At 39.6% G+C, this 19012-nt stretch carries 15 protein-coding genes and 2 pseudogenes; 9 read left to right on the plus strand and 8 right to left on the minus strand.

The annotated features are described in order from the left end of the window. Positions 1–43 precede the first annotated feature (43 nt). The 4 genes from AC4MDD_RS06685 to AC4MDD_RS06700 all read left to right on the plus strand — a co-directional run bounded on the left by AC4MDD_RS06685 (position 44) and on the right by AC4MDD_RS06700 (position 4273). Complete coding sequence (locus AC4MDD_RS06685) at positions 44–478, plus strand: I78 family peptidase inhibitor (RefSeq protein WP_491882437.1); 435 nt, start codon at positions 44–46, stop codon at positions 476–478. Positions 479–586: 108 nt separating this feature from the next. Further along, a complete protein-coding gene (locus AC4MDD_RS06690; RefSeq protein WP_491882438.1) occupies positions 587–946 on the plus strand; it encodes a hypothetical protein in 360 nt (119 codons plus the stop codon). 123 nt (positions 947–1069) lie between these two features. Then, complete coding sequence (locus tag AC4MDD_RS06695) at positions 1070–1339, plus strand: hypothetical protein (protein WP_491882439.1); 270 nt, start codon at positions 1070–1072, stop codon at positions 1337–1339. Between the two features lie 294 nt (positions 1340–1633). Continuing rightward, positions 1634–4273, plus strand: coding sequence for a bifunctional aconitate hydratase 2/2-methylisocitrate dehydratase (locus tag AC4MDD_RS06700; RefSeq protein WP_491882440.1), 2640 nt, complete (start codon positions 1634–1636; stop codon positions 4271–4273). Positions 4274–4658: 385 nt separating this feature from the next. Here AC4MDD_RS06700 and AC4MDD_RS06705 read toward each other — a convergent pair whose 3' ends face one another. After that, the gene (locus AC4MDD_RS06705; protein WP_074384144.1) at positions 4659–5591 is read right to left on the minus strand and encodes an IS5-like element ISAba12 family transposase; all 933 of its coding nucleotides are present in this window, start codon (positions 5589–5591) and stop codon (positions 4659–4661) included. A gap of 404 nt (positions 5592–5995) precedes the next feature. Here AC4MDD_RS06705 and AC4MDD_RS06710 point away from each other — a divergent pair. Both AC4MDD_RS06710 and gltS read left to right on the plus strand, forming a co-directional pair. Next, positions 5996–8227, plus strand: a pseudogene (locus AC4MDD_RS06710) (TonB-dependent siderophore receptor). 204 nt (positions 8228–8431) lie between these two features. After that, positions 8432–9654, plus strand: a pseudogene (gene gltS, locus AC4MDD_RS06715) (sodium/glutamate symporter). Between the two features lie 232 nt (positions 9655–9886). On the opposite strand, the gene AC4MDD_RS06720 reads toward gltS, so the two are convergent. The 3 genes from AC4MDD_RS06720 to AC4MDD_RS06730 form a co-directional block, all read right to left on the minus strand. Further along, complete coding sequence (locus AC4MDD_RS06720) at positions 9887–10372, minus strand: Lrp/AsnC family transcriptional regulator (protein WP_004696532.1); 486 nt, start codon at positions 10370–10372, stop codon at positions 9887–9889. Positions 10373–10588: 216 nt separating this feature from the next. After that, a complete protein-coding gene (locus tag AC4MDD_RS06725; protein WP_004696534.1) occupies positions 10589–11953 on the minus strand; it encodes an amino acid permease in 1365 nt (454 codons plus the stop codon). 216 nt (positions 11954–12169) lie between these two features. Next, positions 12170–13027: an alpha/beta hydrolase family protein gene (locus tag AC4MDD_RS06730; RefSeq protein WP_491882441.1), complete on the minus strand. Its 858-nt coding sequence runs from the start codon at positions 13025–13027 to the stop codon at positions 12170–12172. Positions 13028–13150: 123 nt separating this feature from the next. Here AC4MDD_RS06730 and AC4MDD_RS06735 point away from each other — a divergent pair, with 123 nt between their 5' ends. Further along, positions 13151–13609 carry a hypothetical protein gene (locus tag AC4MDD_RS06735; RefSeq protein WP_078424894.1) on the plus strand — a complete coding sequence of 153 codons (459 nt, stop codon included), beginning with the start codon at positions 13151–13153 and terminating at the stop codon, positions 13607–13609. Positions 13610–13676: 67 nt separating this feature from the next. On the opposite strand, the gene AC4MDD_RS06740 is transcribed toward AC4MDD_RS06735, so the two are convergent. Both AC4MDD_RS06740 and brnQ read right to left on the minus strand, forming a co-directional pair. After that, complete coding sequence (locus AC4MDD_RS06740; RefSeq protein ID WP_004696541.1) at positions 13677–13913, minus strand: hypothetical protein; 237 nt, start codon at positions 13911–13913, stop codon at positions 13677–13679. A gap of 493 nt (positions 13914–14406) precedes the next feature. Further along, the gene (gene brnQ / locus AC4MDD_RS06745) at positions 14407–15693 is read right to left on the minus strand and encodes a branched-chain amino acid transport system II carrier protein (RefSeq protein WP_491882442.1); all 1287 of its coding nucleotides are present in this window, start codon (positions 15691–15693) and stop codon (positions 14407–14409) included. A gap of 350 nt (positions 15694–16043) precedes the next feature. Between brnQ and map the strand changes: the two genes are divergently transcribed. Continuing rightward, entirely contained in the window at positions 16044–16838 is a 795-nt protein-coding gene (gene map, locus AC4MDD_RS06750; protein WP_114837234.1) for a type I methionyl aminopeptidase, read from the plus strand. Positions 16839–17140: 302 nt separating this feature from the next. Here map and AC4MDD_RS06755 read toward each other — a convergent pair whose 3' ends face one another. Continuing rightward, complete coding sequence (locus AC4MDD_RS06755) at positions 17141–18049, minus strand: LysR family transcriptional regulator (RefSeq protein WP_004981950.1); 909 nt, start codon at positions 18047–18049, stop codon at positions 17141–17143. 111 nt (positions 18050–18160) lie between these two features. Then, positions 18161–18592 carry a phosphohydrolase gene (locus tag AC4MDD_RS06760; protein WP_491882443.1) on the minus strand — a complete coding sequence of 144 codons (432 nt, stop codon included), beginning with the start codon at positions 18590–18592 and terminating at the stop codon, positions 18161–18163. Positions 18593–18654: 62 nt separating this feature from the next. On the opposite strand from AC4MDD_RS06760, the gene AC4MDD_RS06765 reads away from it, so the two are divergent. Beyond that, a complete protein-coding gene (locus AC4MDD_RS06765; RefSeq protein ID WP_004696551.1) occupies positions 18655–18981 on the plus strand; it encodes a hypothetical protein in 327 nt (108 codons plus the stop codon). The last annotated feature ends 31 nt before the right edge of the window (positions 18982–19012 follow it).

Genomic DNA, 19012 nt, shown 5'->3' on the forward strand with positions numbered 1-19012 from the left:
ACATATTTGCTATGTTGATCTTTTATTTAAAGAAATATTTTTTATGAAAAAAATCGTAATGCTTGGATTAATGGTTGCTGCTATTTCGGGTTGTAGTACTGCGCAAAAGAATGAAACTGAAAAGCCAACTTTAGGTATGGCTAATCCTGCCAGTACGTACTGTGTTGAACAGGGTGGTAAATTAGAGATTCGAAAAGAGGCCAATGGTGAAGTAGGCTATTGCCATTTACCGAATGGTCAAATCATTGAAGAATGGGCACTTTTCCGTGCTAGTCAAAGCAAATGTGTTGCTGAGCAAGCGACAGCTTTGATTGGTCAGTCAAATTTAACTGAAGCACAGATTAAGCAAAAAACCAGTGCGAAGATGGTACGCTTAGTACAATCAGGGCAGCCTGTGACTATGGATTATCGCGAAGACCGTGTGACAGTAACAGTCGATCCGAAAACCAATAAAGTAGTTCAAGCAAGCTGCGGTTAATTTTTCTAAGTATAAAAGCCCAAATTTGGGCTTTTATACTATTTAAAGTGGGTAATGGTTCTTCATTTGAAAAAGTTTGATTATGATAGGGCGAATAGGAGAGTTGTAATGAAAAAGTTATTCGCTTTGGCTGCTGTGATTGCACTGGTGGGTTGTGCTGAAAAAAAACCGTTAACACCAGAAGAGCAATGGCATGGCTATTGTAAAAGTATTGGTAATGCAGCACGTTCAATTATGTTAGACCGTCAAAATGCCATTGAAAAAGATAAAGCGATTGAGCATGCCAATAAAGTTGAAGACGAAATGACTAAGGCATTTGCGTTAGAAATTATTGAAGATGTTTATGTTTTACCTGAGGCTGAAATTAAATCCGATATTGAAGGTGCGCGTGAAAAAATTCGTGTGAAATATACTGAAAAATGTATTGCAACACCGCATACTGAAATGCCAGATTACAAACCGTTCTAAGGAACGGTTTTTTATTTTTTGCATGGAACTTTTTTTGTGACAAAACTCTAAATCATATATATAGCAAAGCATATAAAAATAAAGAATAATGAACCTAGAATAAAAAAACGAGAGGAGCAGAAAATGGAAGTTGTTGGCTATTTAAATCACGCAGATTTACTCTTGGAAGATGAAAATGGTGTGGCCGTAATTGGCGGTGGTCATTATGTCCTTAGCTTGGGTGACCATGTATACTTCAAACACGCACTTGACCATGAACCTACACGAATTTCAGTACAAATTTCTTTTGCAAGCTCTACACATCAAAATTTGCATGAGGATGAAATTCAGATGAAATTTGAAGGCTGTCGTGAAAGTTTCAAACAATATATTCAAGCCACAACAGTACACTAAGGTTGAATATTTATATTACGTAAAAAGAGGCAACATAGGTTGCCTTTTTTGTTTTTAAATGGCAGTTCAAAGTTAATGTGAAACATTTCCAAACGATCTGACTATATTGCCGTTTTTATGTGCAATCGATATGAACATCATTTAGTTAGAAAATAATGGGCATCACGAAGAAACACTTGTAGCGCATTAACTTTTAACTGGAATTTTAGTAAAATTAAGCAGTCCATATTATTTACGTAGCTTTATTTAAAGCAGGAATACGTAAATAATTTTTTAAAAAAGAGGAATAACACCGTGCTAGAAGCTTACCGCCAACACGTTGCAGAACGTGCCGCACTCGGAGTCCCACCGAAGCCACTTGACGATGCTCAAACAGCTGCATTAGTTGAATTATTAAAAAACCCACCAGCTGGCGAAGAAGCATTTTTAGTTGATTTACTAGAAAACCGTGTTCCAGCGGGTGTTGACCAAGCTGCATATGTTAAAGCTGCATTCTTAGCTGCTTTGGCTAAAGGCGAGGCGACTTCACCATTAGTTTCTAAAGAACGTGCGGTTTACTTACTAGGCACTATGCTTGGTGGTTATAACGTTGCTCCTTTAGTTGCTCTTCTTGACGATGCAGCACTTGCAGAATTAGCGGCTGAAGCGCTTAAGAAAACACTTCTAGTATTTGATGCGTTCCATGACGTTGCAGACAAAGCAAAAGCTGGTAACGCGAATGCTCAAGCGGTTATGCAGTCTTGGGCTGACGCTGAATGGTTCACGACTCGTAAAGACGTTCCGACTGAAATCAAACTTACCGTTTTCAAAGTAACTGGCGAAACTAACACTGACGACTTGTCACCTGCACAAGACGCATGGAGCCGTCCAGACATTCCATTGCACGCAAACGCAATGTTGAAAAACGTACGTGACGGTATCAACCCAGAAGTTCCTGGTGAAGTTGGTCCATTAAACCAAATCAAAGACTTGATCGCGAAAGGCAACCAAGTTGCTTACGTAGGTGACGTTGTTGGTACTGGTTCAAGCCGTAAATCTGCAACTAACTCTGTACTTTGGTTCTTCGGTGACGAAATTGCACACATCCCGAACAAAAAAGACGGTGGTTACTGCTTAGGTTCTAAAATCGCTCCGATTTTCTTCAACACCATGGAAGATGCGGGTGCATTACCGATCGAGATCGATGTTGCCAACATGAACATGGGCGACGAAATCGTTCTTAAGATCGATCACGCTGCTGCTAAAGTAACTGCGTTCAAAGACGGCGCACAAATCGCTGAAGCTGAACTTAAAACTCCAGTACTTCTAGACGAAGTTCGTGCTGGTGGTCGTATTAACCTGATCGTAGGTCGTGGTTTGACGACTAAAGCGCGTGAAGCTTTAGGTCTTCCAGTATCTACAATGTTCCGTACTCCGGTTCAGCCTGCTGCAACTGGTAAAGGTTTCACTCAAGCTCAGAAGATGGTTGGTCGCGCTTGTGGTCTTCCTGAAGGTCAAGGTGTACTTCCAGGTACTTACTGTGAACCTAAGATGACTACTGTGGGTTCGCAAGATACAACTGGTCCAATGACTCGTGACGAATTGAAAGACTTGGCTTGCCTAGGCTTCTCTGCTGACCTTGTTATGCAATCTTTCTGTCACACAGCTGCGTATCCAAAACCAGTTGACGTTCAAATGCAACACTCGCTTCCTGATTTCATCATGAACCGTGGTGGTGTATCTCTACGTCCAGGTGACGGTATTATTCACTCTTGGTTAAACCGTATGCTTCTTCCAGATACAGTTGGTACTGGTGGTGACTCACATACGCGTTTCCCAATTGGTATTTCATTCCCAGCGGGTTCTGGTCTTGTAGCTTTCGCTGCTGCGACTGGTGTTATGCCACTGGATATGCCTGAATCTGTACTTGTTAAGTTCAAAGGTAAAATGCAACCTGGTATCACACTACGTGACCTTGTACATGCAATTCCTTACGTTGCGATTCAGCAAGGTGACTTAACTGTAGAGAAGAAAGGTAAGAAAAACATCTTCTCTGGTCGTATCCTTGAGATCGACTTAACAGAAATGGAAACTGACCTTACTGTTGAGCAAGCGTTCGAACTTTCTGATGCGTCTGCTGAGCGTTCTGCTGCGGGCTGTTCTATCACGCTTTCTGAAGAGAAAGTTGCTGAATACCTCAAATCAAACATCACAATGTTGAAGTGGATGATTTCTGAAGGTTATGGCGATGCGCGTACTATGGCTCGTCGTGTCGAGAACATGGAAAAATGGTTAGCGAACCCATCACTTCTTAAAGCTGATGCTGACGCTGAATACACGAAAGTGTATGAAATTGATCTTGCGACAATTACTGAACCAGTTCTTTGCTGCCCGAATGACCCAGATGACGCTAAATTGCTTTCTGACGTTCAAGGCGTGAAAATTGACGAAGTATTCGTTGGTTCATGTATGACGAACATTGGTCACTTCCGCGCAACTGGTAAGTTGTTAGAGAAAGTTCCTGGTGGCGTACTTTCAACTCGTTTGTGGATTGCTCCACCTACGCGTATGGACGAACGTCAATTGATGGAAGAAGGTTTCTACAATACTTATGGTAAAGCTGGCGCGCGTACTGAAATGCCAGGCTGTTCATTATGTATGGGTAACCAAGCACGTGTAGCGCCGAACACGACTTGTGTATCGACTTCTACTCGTAACTTCCCGAACCGTTTAGGTCAAGGTGCTAACGTTTACTTAGCTTCTGCTGAACTTGCTTCTGTTGCTGCTGTATTGGGTAAATTGCCTTCTCCAGAAGAATACCAACAGTACGCAGCTCAAATTGACAGCATGTCAGCTGACATCTATCAATACTTAAGCTTTGACAAGATGAGCGAATATACTAACGCTGCTAAAGACGTTGATACGAAGAAAATTGCTGCTGCTCAATTAACTTAATTGTTGATTAAAAAGTAGTTTAGAATAAGGGCTGATTTATCAGTCCTTATTTTTTTATGAAAAATTATTACGAAGAAAAATTTGATTCATTATTTACAGAATTTGATCCAAAAAAAGCATTAGAAAAAATAGTCGAAGACTTACTATATAAATGTTCACAACCAAAATATTTTGATTATAAAAATAAATTTGATATGTTTTGGCAGTCAAATTTTATTAAGCTACTTACAGTTGATGAGGTTAGGAGTGAGAATTATATTTTGGCTCTAAGTCAGTATATTCGATATACAATTACGGATAAAAATATTTGTATAAATTATCTAAAACTTGATAGGCTTTGTTGCACAAAGATTTGAAATGCAAAGCGCCCCTAATTGAGCCAAATTTAAGGCGTAACTTGGGTAAGTGGTCGACCTAATTCCGTAAATCTGTTAAGGACTGCTACACGTGCATGGATTTCATTCACTTGGCTATCAAAACTCCTTGCACTGAGTTTATCGCCTAATAATTTGATGCAATGCATCTTAGTTTCAACCAAACTTCGACGATGATAGCCTGACCATTTTTTCCATAGTGTCCTGCCTAAACGTTTAATTGTTCGAAGTAATTCATTTCGCTCTAGCGAGCTACTCTTTGTATCTTTCCATGGTTTCGCATTTTTTCTAGGTGGAATCACCGCATGCCCTTGCCGATCTGCAATGACCTGACGGCATTGCTTGGTGTCATAAGCTCCATCGGTATAAACAGAGTTAATCTGCTCATCTTGTGGAATCTGATTAAGTAAATCACCAAGCACCTGTGAATCACTGACATTATTGGTTGTAAGCTGAACTGCTCGTATTTGTAGGGTTTTAGCATCTATACCAATATGAAGTTTACGCCATTGGCGACGATATTCAGGTCCATGTTTCTTGCGTTTCCATTCGCCCTCACCTAGAAACTTCATGCCTGTAGAGTCCATGAGTAGATGCAGCCCATCGCTACTTTTTTGGTAGCTGATTACAATATCAATATGCTTTTGTCTTCTACAAAGCGTGGTGTAATCTGGAGCTATCCAATTTAATCCGCAAAGTTTAATCAGACTTTGCACAAAGCCAGTGACCATACGTAAAGACAGACGGAATAAGGATTTAATCATTAAGCAGCATTGGATGGCTGCGTCGGAGTAGGTTTGATTTCGCCCTTGTTTGCCTTTTGATGGCGCATACCATTGCGTAGCAGGATCAAACCAAATGGCAATATTTCCGCGACTCATGAGTGCTCGGTTATATGCGGGCCAATTGGTTGTGCGGTAGATTTTGTGTGTAGGCTTCTTCATTTGAAAATTATATCGCTGAAAAAGCCTTTACAGATAGGTTTGTGCAACAAAGCCTATTTATAATTATAAAAAATTAGAGCATTATAAATATCGATTGTCTATTTTTCACCCAGTTTCTGTGAAAAGGAACGTATATCGGCAATACAAATATCTTAAATCTAAATTAAAGATGTATTTGCTAATGATAATTAGTATCACTTGCATTATTTTTTGTTTATAATTTTTCGAAATGGATTGATATGTAATGACTCAAACCACTGAGATGTTCGAAAAGGATTTTACGAATCTTAGTACTTGTGATACTACAAAGGTGCTTGTTTTACTTAAGCATAGTAGGCACGTGCGCACTTTAAAATTATCAATTCATTGTCTTATTTTTTCTCATTAGCTGTGAATGTCCTGATATGTTTAAACGTCCTCTCTCTACGCAAAAGCCACTCTATTTGGCGATGCAAATCATTTTTCTGTCTTCAACTGCCATGCTGTCTATGACACATGCAAACAGCGTAGAAGAGGAGGAGGCGAATGTAACGTCTCAGCCAAATGCACAGTTGGCGACCATTACCCTTACAGCCCAAGATAAAACAGCAGTTACCGAAAATACAGGCAGCTATACGACGAGCAGCACAAATACCGCAACCAAGTTAAATTTATCCCTACGTGAAACGCCACAAACAGTCAAAGTCTATACCCGAGAATATTTAAATGACCGTAACATTGAATCCTTCCAAGATTTGATGAGTAATATTACAGGTGTATCTACTCCGCGTACGGACGAACGTCAGCGACCTTATGCACGCGGTTTTGATGTAGATTATTTCCTCATCGATGGCAAGCCAACAACTGCAAACTTAGTGGCAGCTGACCTAGATTTAAGCATTTATGATCGTGTTGAAGTCGTAAAAGGTGCTAATGGTTTAATGACTGGAGCTGGAAGCCCAGCAATGGGTATTAATTTAATCCGTAAGCATGCAAATTCAAGAGAGTTTGCTGGGTCAGTAAATGCATCGGTTGGTTCATGGAATAGTTATTCAAGCTCGGCAGATCTATCAGCACCTTTAAATAGTGATGGCTCACTTCGTGGACGCATCTTCGTAAAACATTCTGATGAAGATTCATTTATGGATTTTTATGAGAAAGAGCGAAATATTGTTTATGGTGCAATTGATTATGATATTAGCGATAAAACATTATTATCTTTCGCTGCATCTTATCAAGAGTTGAATCGCGATGGTGTGCGTTGGGGAGGCTTACCCGCATTTTATACCGATGGTACCAGGACTAATTTTGATCGATCACTAACAGTTAGTTCTGACTGGAGGTACTGGGACGCAAAAACGACGATGCTTTTTGCTGACTTAAAGCATACTTTGTTTAATGATGTAAGTTTAAACGTTTCATATTTATACAGACAAGAAGATTCATCTTCAAACTTGTTGTACACAACAGGGCAAGTGAATAAAGAAACAAATAAACTTCCAGTCTATAATGAGACTACCAAAAAGTATAATGTTTCTGTTTATGCAGATGATCAACGTACCGATGAAAATAATGTCGATGTTTATATCGCAGCGCCTTTTATACTTGCTGGCCGTGAGCAAGAGATTGTTGTTGGAGGGGCATGGAATAAATCTGAACTAAAGAAAAATAACTTTGGTGGTTCTTATTATACGGGGGGGAATGTATTAAATGTAGATGCATTAAGCTTTAACGATATGAATACCCAAATTGTTGTACCTATAGAAAAAAATCAAAAAGGTGTACTCAATAACACGGTTCAAACAGCAGGTTACATTTCAGGTAAATTCCATATTTTAGATTCATTAAAAGCAGTTGCAGGTGTTCGTGTTTCAAATTGGGAATACGAAGCAGCAGATGGTAAAGGGAATAGAGAGTTTAAAAATGAGATTACACCTTACTTTGGCCTTATTTATGACGTTGCGTGAGATTATTCAGCATACGTGAGCTATACCAGTATTTTTAAACCACAAAACAGAAAAGATGTAAGTGGCAATTACCTTGATCCTATTGACGGTAAAAGCTATGAAATGGGTTTAAAAGGTGAATATTTGGATGGAAAGCTAAATGCCGCCTTATCTATCTTCCGGATTGAACAAGATAATGTTGCAGAGCAATTATATGATTCAAATGGAAAAGAAGTAAAAGTTAAAGATAGCAACGGGGCTGATACCCCAGAAAATGCTTATTTTGCGGCTGAAGGTGTAACCAGTAAAGGTGTTGAACTCAACATTGATGGTGAGCTTAATGAGAATTGGGGGCTTAGCTTTGGTGTTGCCAATTTTGATGCTAAGGATGCTAAAGGTGTTGATTATAACTCTACCAGTTCTCGGACTACGGCAGACTTATTTGTTAAATATAAAAATGAAGCATGGTATGCCGGTGCTGGCCTAAATTATTTTAGTAAAATTTATAAAGGCACAGGTGCGACGCGTGTGGACAGAGGTGATTTGTATCTTGCAAATGCAATGCTGGGTTATAAGTTTGATCCAAATTTTAGTACGCAACTCAATGTAAATAATTTATTTGATAAAAAATATTATGATGGAATAGGCTCAGATTCAATGATTTGGGGCGAACCAAGAAATGCAACATTAAGCTTTCATTATAAATTTTAATTTTAAAGTTACGTTGCTATAAAAACAAAAAGACCCAATTGGGTCTTTTTTGTTTTTTAAGATTATGTAGTTTTAAAATACTGAGCTCAGTTTTAAAACATCATGTAATCTAAAGCATAGAAATTGTACATTGAGAAACTTTAATCTGTTCATCACTGACTTATCTGTTTTAGAATTAATGAAATAAGCATCATTGGATATCTCATGAACTATCAATTCGATGCATTTATGACCATTGTTGCAGCAGTTGCTGTGCTATTGGTCGGTTATGTATGTGTGAATAAAGTCAGTATTTTAAAAAAATATAACATTCCCGAACCTGTTGCAGGTGGGTTGGTTGCAGCTGTTATTACTTATATTTTGTTTAAAAGTTCAAACATAACCGTCAACTTTGATACCAATATTCAGCAAATTTTTATGCTGATGTTCTTTACCTCTGTGGGTTTAAGTGTAAGCTTTGTTAAGCTTAAAGAAGGTGGGAAGTCGCTGCTTGTTTTTTTGGTTTGCGTCATTGTATTTGTCCTGCTGCAAAATGTGGTTGGTATTAGCCTTGCCACAGTTTTAGGTCTAGACCCGCTGATTGGTTTAATTACCGGTTCAGTCACACTCACAGGTGGTCATGGGACAGCAGGAGCGTGGGGCACGATATTTGAAAATGAACACGGTGTGCAGGGTGCGATTGTACTGGGCATGGCAAGTGCAACATTTGGTTTGATCATTGGCGGGGTAATAGGTGGACCTATCGCTAAATTTCTGATACGTCGCTACCAGTTGGCTGAAGAAATTCCAGCTGCAACAGGGCGTAATGAAGCGCCACCTTCAGCACAAACGGCGCCATTTGAATTTCCTGAAAAAACACGTCTAATTACGGCAGATGATGCGTCAAAACCATGGGGATGTTTGCCATTTGCATCAGCTTTGCATACTTCATGACAGCGGCGGCTAAAGGGCAGTGGTTTGAGCTACCAAGTTTTGTTTGGGCGCTAATGTGTGGTGTGGTTTTACGTAATATTTTAGAGCATGGGTTGAGAGTTCAGGTTTTTGTCCGCTGCATCGATGTATTTGGCAATGCTTCACTGGCACTGTTTTTAGCCATGGCGTTAATGTCCTTACAGCTTTGGTTGTTGGCAGATTTGGTTGGTCCACTGGTGATTATCCTGATTGTACAAACACTGTTCTTAGCACTTTATTTGTACTTTGTGACTTTCCGTGTGATGGGTAAGAACTACGATGCTGCGGTACTTTGTGCAGGCCAATGTGGTGTCAACTTAGGTGCGACACCGACAGCAATTGCCAATATTCAAGCGGTAACCAATACCTATGGACCATCCCACAAAGCCTTTTTGATCATTCCGCTGACGGGTGCATTCTTTGTTGATATTGTGAATGCTTTTGTGATTCAGCTCTCAATTGGTATTTTGGGTTAATATTTTTAGAGATGATATCGCCAATAAAAAAGCACTTTAGGGTGCTTTTTTATTGGCTGCCATTTTGTATTTGAATAATTTGAACTATCTGAAATATCAGTATTCTAAAACTTATAGGCATTAAAAAGCCCCATGGTTAGGGGCTAGTCGTATGCACATCTAAGGCACATACTGTAAGAGGCTCATCTCATACTGAGAGTATTAAACCACATTTACACAATAGTTGCAGCAATCACTCAATCATAATGAGGTCTGATTTATTTTCGAGCTTCAAAGGGCGTAAGGCAAAAATGGAGCGTGTATGTCGTACACCTTTCATTGAGTATAAGTTTTTACGCAAAAAGCGTTCATAGTGTTCCGCATTTTTCACTGCGACTTTGAGTAAGTAGTCGTAATCGCCAGTTACTAAATGCGCTTCAACCACTTCAGGCATGTAAGCCAGTGCTTCACTAAATTGTTCTAAGATTTCATCATCATGGCGTTCAAGCGTAATTTCAATAAAAAACAGCTCATTAATCCCAATGGCTTTTGAATTAATCTTTGCTGTATAGCCTTCAATGATGTTGAGATTTTCTAGACGTTTTACACGTGTCCAGCACGGAGAAGACGAGAGCCCAACTTTCTCAGCCAATTGGGTAACAGTCAGACGGCCATCTTGGCGAAGTTCAGACAAAATACGGCGGTCAATTTTATCTAAAACGTAGTGAGCGTCATTCATAACGTATTCCTGCGTATAATTTTCTTTATAAACTATTTTATGTGAAAATATTTCTCAATAAATACTCAAAATAAGCAAATAAAAGAGAAACACTCTGCATCGGTCATGACTACAATAAAGTGATTCAATCAAAGTCATTTGGGAAATTGACTTTGATTTGCAAACAGCGTCTTTAAAGGGAAGGGTGCCTTTTATTGGCGCTGTTTGCTGACTTATTTATGGTATTTTTTGCGTTTTTGATCTTTGTTTAAACCAGTAAGTTAGAGTTAAGCAGCCAATCCAAAGTGGAATCAGCATTACTGCAATTCGCATATCAGGTGTGAGCCACATCACCACTAAAATACCGAGCATAAATACAATACAGATATAGTTGCTGATAGGGTAAATCAAAGTTGGAAACAAGGTTGATTTTTGCAATGCCAGCATACGTTGCTTGAATTTTAAATGGGTCAACGCCAACATCATCCAGTTAATCACAATGGCTGAAACCACAAGGCTCATTAGCAGCTTAAAGGCTTTTTCTGGGAAGATATAATTCAATACGACACACAGTAAGGTCACCAACGCAGAGCATAAAATGGCTGCATAAGGAATGCCGCGTTGGTTAATTTTCTTTAAAAATTGTGGGGCATTGCCTTGTTCTGCCAGACCTAGCAGCATACGACTCGTGCCGTAGCTGGTGCCGTTATACACCGATATAGCTGCGGTTAAGACCACAAAATTCAGCACAGTTGCAACGCCCTGACTACCTAAGGAGTCAAATATCAAAACAAAAGGACTACCGCCTTCTGCGATTTGATTCCATGGAAACAATGAGAGCAGAACAATGATCGTAAGCACATAAAACAGCAATACACGGTAGACAATTTGATTGACTGCTTTAGGAATAGTTGTAGTCGGATTTTTAGTTTCCGCAGCTGCTATACCAACGAGTTCAATCCCGCCAAAGGAAAACATAATGATGGCCATCGCCATGATTAAGCCGGAAATGCCATTGGGAAAGAAACCGCCTAGAGCCCAGAGGTTGGAAATAGAGGCATGTGCACCACCGTGACCACTTGCCAGTAACCAAGCACCATATCCAATCATACCAATGATTGCGAGAATTTTAATCATGGAGAATAAAAATTCTGTTTCACCAAAGACTTTGACATGTAACAGGTTGATGGCATTGATCAGTACAAAGAAACCAAGCGCTGAAATCCATGTGGGAATTTCAGGCCACCAATACTGGACATAGAGCCCGATGGCACTGAGTTCCGCCATGCAGACCAAGACATTGAGCACCCAATAGTTCCAGCCCGACATAAAGCCGGCAAAAGGGCTCCAAAATTTATAGGCAAAATAACTAAAAGAGCCACTCACTGGTTCTTCAACCACCATTTCACCCAACTGGCGCATCATGAAAAATGCAATTAAGCCCGCCAGTGCGTAGCCTAAAATAACGGAAGGGCCAGCCAGTTTAATGGTTTGCGAAATGCCTAAAAATAGGCCTGTACCAATAGAGCCGCCTAAAGCAATCAGCTGAATATGGCGGTTGCTCAGCCCATGCTTAAGCTGGGGTTGCTGTTGTGCAGACATGATTCATCCATCTCTAGCACATGCGATAGTCATCACATGAACTATGACTTAATAAAAATTCGTGGTGGAAATATAATATTTATTTATCGATTAATGAAATTAAATTTATCAATAGCGTTGGTTTTTATCTGAAAGCTGCAGTTTTGCGGTGAAAATAAAGCCAGTCAAGTAAGTGCTGCTTGAACTGGCGATAGGCTTGGCTTGATATGTACCGCCTTAAGATGAAAGCTGTGCTGCAATTTCAGGCCATAAGTTTTGATGGGAGCGCTTAAACATCGCCATATGTCCAATGACTTTATGACCATAAGCCTGTGGTTTGAGTTCAATTTGATCTGTTTGTGCATTTGGGTAAAGGCTGAGTAAGCCTTTAACATTCACTTGTGTGGCAATTTCATCATCCGAGGCCCAAATGGCTGTAATTGGACAGCGAATATCACGGTGGAAATCATCTTGTACAGTTTTGCCTAAGGCATTGATGACATAACCAGGTTTGCTGCAAAACTGTGCCCAATCACGTGCCACATCTTTGGGTAGGTTTTCGCCCATGCCAATGGCATTGGTCGGTCCGTAACCTAAGGTATAACGTGCAATAGGAAAGATCAGTTTAAACATCACAGGAGCCAGAAGTTTAGTACGACCTTTCAAATCTTTTACGTGACCTGTTGATCCTGCAACAGCAACAACTTTTGCGACTTTTTCATAGTTTGGGTTAATACCTAAAAGTTGCCCACCTGCACTATGACCGAGCAAAATCACTTGTGTCGCTTGGGTCTTATTCAATAACACCTCCATCGCCGCTGGAATGTCCAATTGCCCCCATTGCACGATGCTGGCTTTCGACTTTTTAAGTGGTTCATGCAGAGACTCACCAATGCCGCGAAAATCAAAAACCAAAACGGCATAGTCTTGTTCGGCAAGCCATGATGCAAAATGGTGGTAAAACTGCTGGGTAATACCTGTGGCAGGGCAGATTAAAACAGGTAGGGCTTGCTGTGTACCTTGGGCTGCATAAAAGCGTCCACTGAGTGAATAATGGTCAGAGCAGGTGATAGCTAAAGTTTCGTAATTTTGCATAATCGGTTAAGCATAGAATTTTTTTCTACTCTACCTAAGTTCCAAAAAGAAACTTGTCTAATCTATGACTTTGAAGTCAAGTAGATCTGTATAGAATAGGGTGAAAATAAAAAAGGAAAACACATGCAGTTTGTTGAATTAGATATGTCGGTAAAATTTGCACTTTTGTTTAGTGGGATTTTTCTGTTTGTTGGGATGCTGACAGGGGTATGGAAATATGCGCAAATTCGCCATTCACCACAGTTTCGTGCGCATTATTATGTTGATATCGCACACCGCAGCAGTTTGTTATATGCACCTGCAAGTTTAATTATTGCGGTAATGGCCGCAATTTCAGTCTGGCCTGAACCTGTGAATATGCTGTTTGTGGGAATCAATTTATTCTTTTTTAGCTTCTCTATACTGAGCTATATTGTGCATGGGGTATTGCAAGACACCAATAACCAATTTCGTAGTCCGCATGTTTTAGGCAAATGGACTTTGCCCAAATCAATCATGCTGATGGCAATGATGGCATTGGTTGTGGGGGAAATTGTAGCGACGTTGGGTTTGTTGTGGGGAATGTTTTTAGGTTTATTTTAAGTTGTTCTTATAGCTTTTTAATTTTTATACTTTTACAAAGGTGGATGACTAATCATCCACCTGTTTGCTAGTCAATTGACTGTGTGGCCTTTCGGAATTTTTGATCGACGACTGCCCATAAATAAAAGGCAAATGATACGACGATAGCGTAAGCAAAATATTCAGCTTTAAGGTTACCTTGAATTAAGCCATGCATGATCATAATGACCATTAGGGCAATGGTGGTACTTAAATACGTCACCATATTCTTGTTTGCCTTCAGAGCGTTAATGAAGACTTGCTTGTTGAAATGTAATGATAACATCTCCATCCCTCCTTGAGTTTTTGACTAAAAACCAATGTGTTTAGTCGGATTAGTTCTAAATGTTGTACTGCTAAAACTTGCGTTGATCAAGAGCAAAAACAACTATTTTTCAGAGAAATTATGCTATACCAATCAGAAAATATGTATGTAGCATTTTTTTAGTGAATAAATAGTATTTCGTTACGGTATAAGATGACAAATAACTGATGTATGTAAGCTTATACATAGATTGTATAAAGCAATATTGATGCCATGAATGGCTTACTAGGACAGGCTTTAAAGAATTTTTTATTTTCTAATATTAAATTTAGAAGAGATATGAAGGAGTTGATATACGACTTTAGCGGTGTATATGAAATGTGTCAGTATGTACAAAAACTGATGTAGAAAGAAATGAAACAATATGTGTCCATTTGGATAAAATGTGACAAATATTGATCATGCTTAAAATCAGGTTTGGGTAAAACCAGATTTTAACAACATCAGTTTTTGCTTACTTTTTCACTTTGTCGATTACAACAGCAATTACAAAAACCACCAATGATGGGATAAGCCATGCAAGGTTTTGCTCTGCAAGAGGTAAGTGAGTCAGTGCATAAGGTAGTTCAAAGTTTGCTACTTTTAAACCGTCTAGAAGACCAAAGACCAAAGACACTGCTGTAACAGGGGCAATCACTCGGCGAGGATGATTAAAGAATTTCCAGCCAAAGCTCAGCATAATCACCACAATTGCAGGTGGATAAATTGCACTTAAAACAGGCACTGAAAAGGCGATGAGTTTGGTTAAACCTAAGTTTGAAATAATGAAAGAGAAACCAATCAGAATGAAAACCCAAACTTTATAGCCAATTTTAGTGATTGAACTGAAATATTCAGCACATGCACAGGTCAGGCCAATCGCAGTGACCATACACGCAATAAAAATCATGGCAGAAAGGAAAATAGAACCTAAGTCACCAAATGCATGTTGAACATATGCATGCAGGATCACTGCACCATTGCTCGCATTTGCTGCGACTTCATGGCTTCCAAGGCCAAGTTTAAATAAGCTGAGATAAACTACAGTTAAACCAATACCAGAAATGATACTCGCAATAATCGCATAACGCGTGATCAGTTTAGGGTTGCTGACACCGCGTGAACGAATGGCTTGAATAATCACAATACCAAAAACCAAAGCGCCTAAAGTGTCCATGGTTAAATAACCATTTACAAAACCTTCAGAAACAGGGCTGTCGACATAATTATTGATGGCTGGCGGAACGAAACCCGTTGGAATCATCATCGCCGCAATGCCAAGGATGGCTAAAGATAAAATCTTCAGTGGCGAGAGTACATAACCAACCGTGTCTAAAATCTTGTTTGGATACAGTGAAATGAGGGTGACTACACTAAAGTAGATTGCACTGTAGATCAGCAAGCTACTGCTTGATGTTCCAAGATAAGATGAAAAACCAATTTCATAAGAAACGGTTGCAGTACGTGGTGTCGCAAAGAGTGGCCCGACAGTTAGGTAACACGTAATGGTTAAAATCAGGCTGGCTATTTTACCCAAAGGTGAACTTAAAATTTGAATCGAACCTTCGACACGTGACAGCGCAATAATGGTGATTACAGGTAAGCCCACAGCAGTGATTAAGAAACCAAAAGCTGCTAGCCATACATGCTCACCCGCTTGTTGAGCCACAATCGGTGGAAAGATAATGTTGCCCGCACCAATGAAGAGTGCGAAAGTCATAAAACCCAAAGCAACAATATCCCGAGTACGCAGACTTGTCATAAAAGGGAGATCGAGTTGAACAAAGGGGACGATTTTAGTGCATAAGTGTTTTTTTGGCTAATTTATTTCATGGGTAGTATTAAATTTTTTTATAAGATGAAAAGTGAATATATCAACTTGTAAAAAATAGGTTGATATATGTGATTGATTATCCATTTTAAAATAGAAAAATTATAAATATTAAAAGCTTGAGGCGCTATTTTTCCTAAATTAAAAGTTGTAGTGCAAATGCTTTAAAATTACACAAATTTTTTAAAGGCCGGTTGTTGGAGGCTACCCTAAGATTTAAGTTTGAACAAAAATATTGAGAAAAGGTCTATACTTGCGACTTCATAATTGAGGATATTTCAATGCGTGGCTTAAATGTGAGCATAAAAACTGAACAAGATGTAGAAAAACTTCGTATATCTGGTCGTTTGGCTGCCGAAGTTTTAGCGATGATTGGTGAACATGTAAAGCCGGGTGTTACGACTGAATATCTGGATGATATTTGTCATGACTTCATTGTAAATACCTTAAAAGTGACGCCTGCCAATATTGGTTATCATGGCTATACTAAAACCACTTGTATTTCTCCAAATGAAGTGGTCTGTCACGGTATTCCATCGCCGAATGTTGTACTCAAAGATGGCGATATTATTAATATTGATGTGGCGATTATTAAAGATGGCTACTTTGGTGATACCAGTCGTATGTACTATGTCGGTACAGTGAAACCGGAAGCCAAAAAGCTAGTCGATACGACTTATGAGGCGATGGTTGCAGGTATTCATGCTGTGAAGCAAGGTGCCACTTTGGGTGATATTGGTTATGCCATCCAGACAGTTGCGCACCGTGAAGGTTATAGTGTGGTACGCGAGTATTGTGGTCATGGTATCGGCAAGGTTTATCACGAACAGCCAAGCGTATTGCACTATGGGCAACCAGGTAAGGGGATGCAGCTTAAAGCAGGCATGGTGTTCACGATTGAACCGATGATTAATATGGGCAAAGCACATGTCAAAGAGCTCAAGGACGGTTGGACAGTCGTGACTGCCGATAAATCTTTAACTGCGCAGTGGGAACATATGGTACTCGTGACTGAAACAGGTTTTGAACTACTATCACCTTGGCCTGAAGGCACGGGCACTTATCCAGAAATTTAAGTTGATGTTTTGTAGGTGATTAAATTTTAGACTTTGGTCTAGCTTTGTGACCTAAAATCTAAATTAAGTCTTAAAAGCAATAACTGATATTTCTGAAACCCTTTGCTTATCGCATTTTTGATATTTTTTGATTAAAACTTATACATGTAAGCTATTGGTCTAGACTTCATTTTGTCACTAAAATTGTTTTCAAGATACTCGCTGTAGTTTCTTATTTTGAAAGTTTATGAGCTTATCCACCTCGGTTAAGCTCTTTTTTTTGTCTAATGGTTTTGCTTAATGTCATTGAGCATGTGCCGGGTTTAAAGTGATTTATTTGAGCTAAGGTGTTCAATTAAATAGTCAATAAACACACGGACAGCAGGCAGTAAACCACGACGTGAAGGATACACAGCATGAAAAATACCGTGTGGTGCTTTCCAGTCGGGCAATACACGAACCAGCTCACCACTTTTCACCATATCTTGTACGATGCTGTCTGGAAGTAAGGCAATACCACAGTTCTTACGAACCAGTTGAGCCAACATACTCAAATCAGAGCCCATCACGACAGGGTTTACGCGTATTTTCTTTTGTTGCTGCGCATCATTATGCACAATGATATGTTGATCTAAATGCTCATCAACCATGCTTAGAATATGATGTTGGCTTAAATCTTCAGGTTGTTTCAGTTCGCCAAATTCATTTAAGTAGGCTTGGCTGGCAAATAAATGCTGCTCGATGTTTTCAAACTTGCGGATCACCAAACTTGGATCATCGTCTAGATTGGAGCGAACCCGCAGAGCGATATCAAAACCTTCATTAATAATATCCACACGGCGATTGGTCACCATCATTTGCACTTTAATTTCGGGATAGGTTTTTAAGAAGCTCGGTAAAATACGTGCAATTTCGTTTTGTGCAATCGATACTGGCAGGCTGAGTTTAATGACGCCACGCGGTTGTAAACTGAGATGATCGACCAAATCGTGTGCGGCTTGTGCAGCATTCATCATCACTTGCGCATGACGGTAAATATTCATACCAATATCGGTCACTGCGAAATGGCGAGAGCTGCGTTGAATTAGGCGTACACCCAAGCGCTCTTCGAGGTTATACACGCGTCGACTGAGCTTGGATTTAGGAATATCTGTTGCGCGTTCGGCTGCGCTAAAACCACCATGTTCAACCACTTGAGCAAAACAATAAAAATCATCTAAATCGCTTAACATTCACCATGTCCATTTGTGCAACGATAGGCATAATTAAAAAGTGATCGTTGCATTTTGTCAATTTTGAAATTGTAGAGATTTAATTGAAAATACTCAGTTATTTTAAGGGTTTCACAGTGTTTTCGCTTGTTTGAGTATTTCAAGCACTACTTTATATTCTTCAAGCCGTGCAAAGTCGTGTGCTGTTGGGTTGTTTATGCGCGAAAGGTTCATATTATCGAGTACATCGACATATTTTACTTGGGTTGCAAGAGGGTTTAATGTAGTGCGCTTAGCCGCTTCCAAACGTGATTCACCTATTTGTTTGGTCAGTGCTTGTATGGATTGAATGATCTCGGCACTAAAGCCAAGCGCTTCTAAGTCTTCAGCAGTCGTTGCGGTGTCTTCCAAAATGTCATGCAACACCGCAATGATTTGTAGGGTAGGATTGGAAAATTGCAACATGAGGCGTAATGGATGCAAGATGTAAGGTTGTCCGCCCTTATCGAGTTGCCCCGCATGTTGGGTTGCAGCCAATGCAATGGCTTTTTCTAAAGTCGACATGATTATTCTAGGTACTTTATCCTATGCTAAACTTCGCAGCATCTTTGTTTAAAAACTAAATTATGACTTATCAATTGATCCCACTAGACTGTGAAGCGACAGATCCTGTAGCGTGTCCACACTGCCAACAACAGGTAATTGATTGGTCTCAGGAACAATACGTTCAGCCTTGTGAACATACCTTATTTATTGCAATGGACATTGGTTTTGAATATATCACAGATGAATTTGAAGCGACCATGCAGCGCAGTGTTGATGATCTCCATGCACATGATGATCAAGTCATTATGTTTGAAGAGTTAACCCAAGCCAGTTACCCAAAATTTATCATGTTAAAAGCACCACTTGGTGTTGAAGGTTATTCACGCTATTTAGGTTTTACGGCTTAAAAAAATAAAAGCGCCATTGCGGCGCTTTTAT

Source organism: Acinetobacter sp. CAU_H_29a_1, from assembly GCF_058599505.1.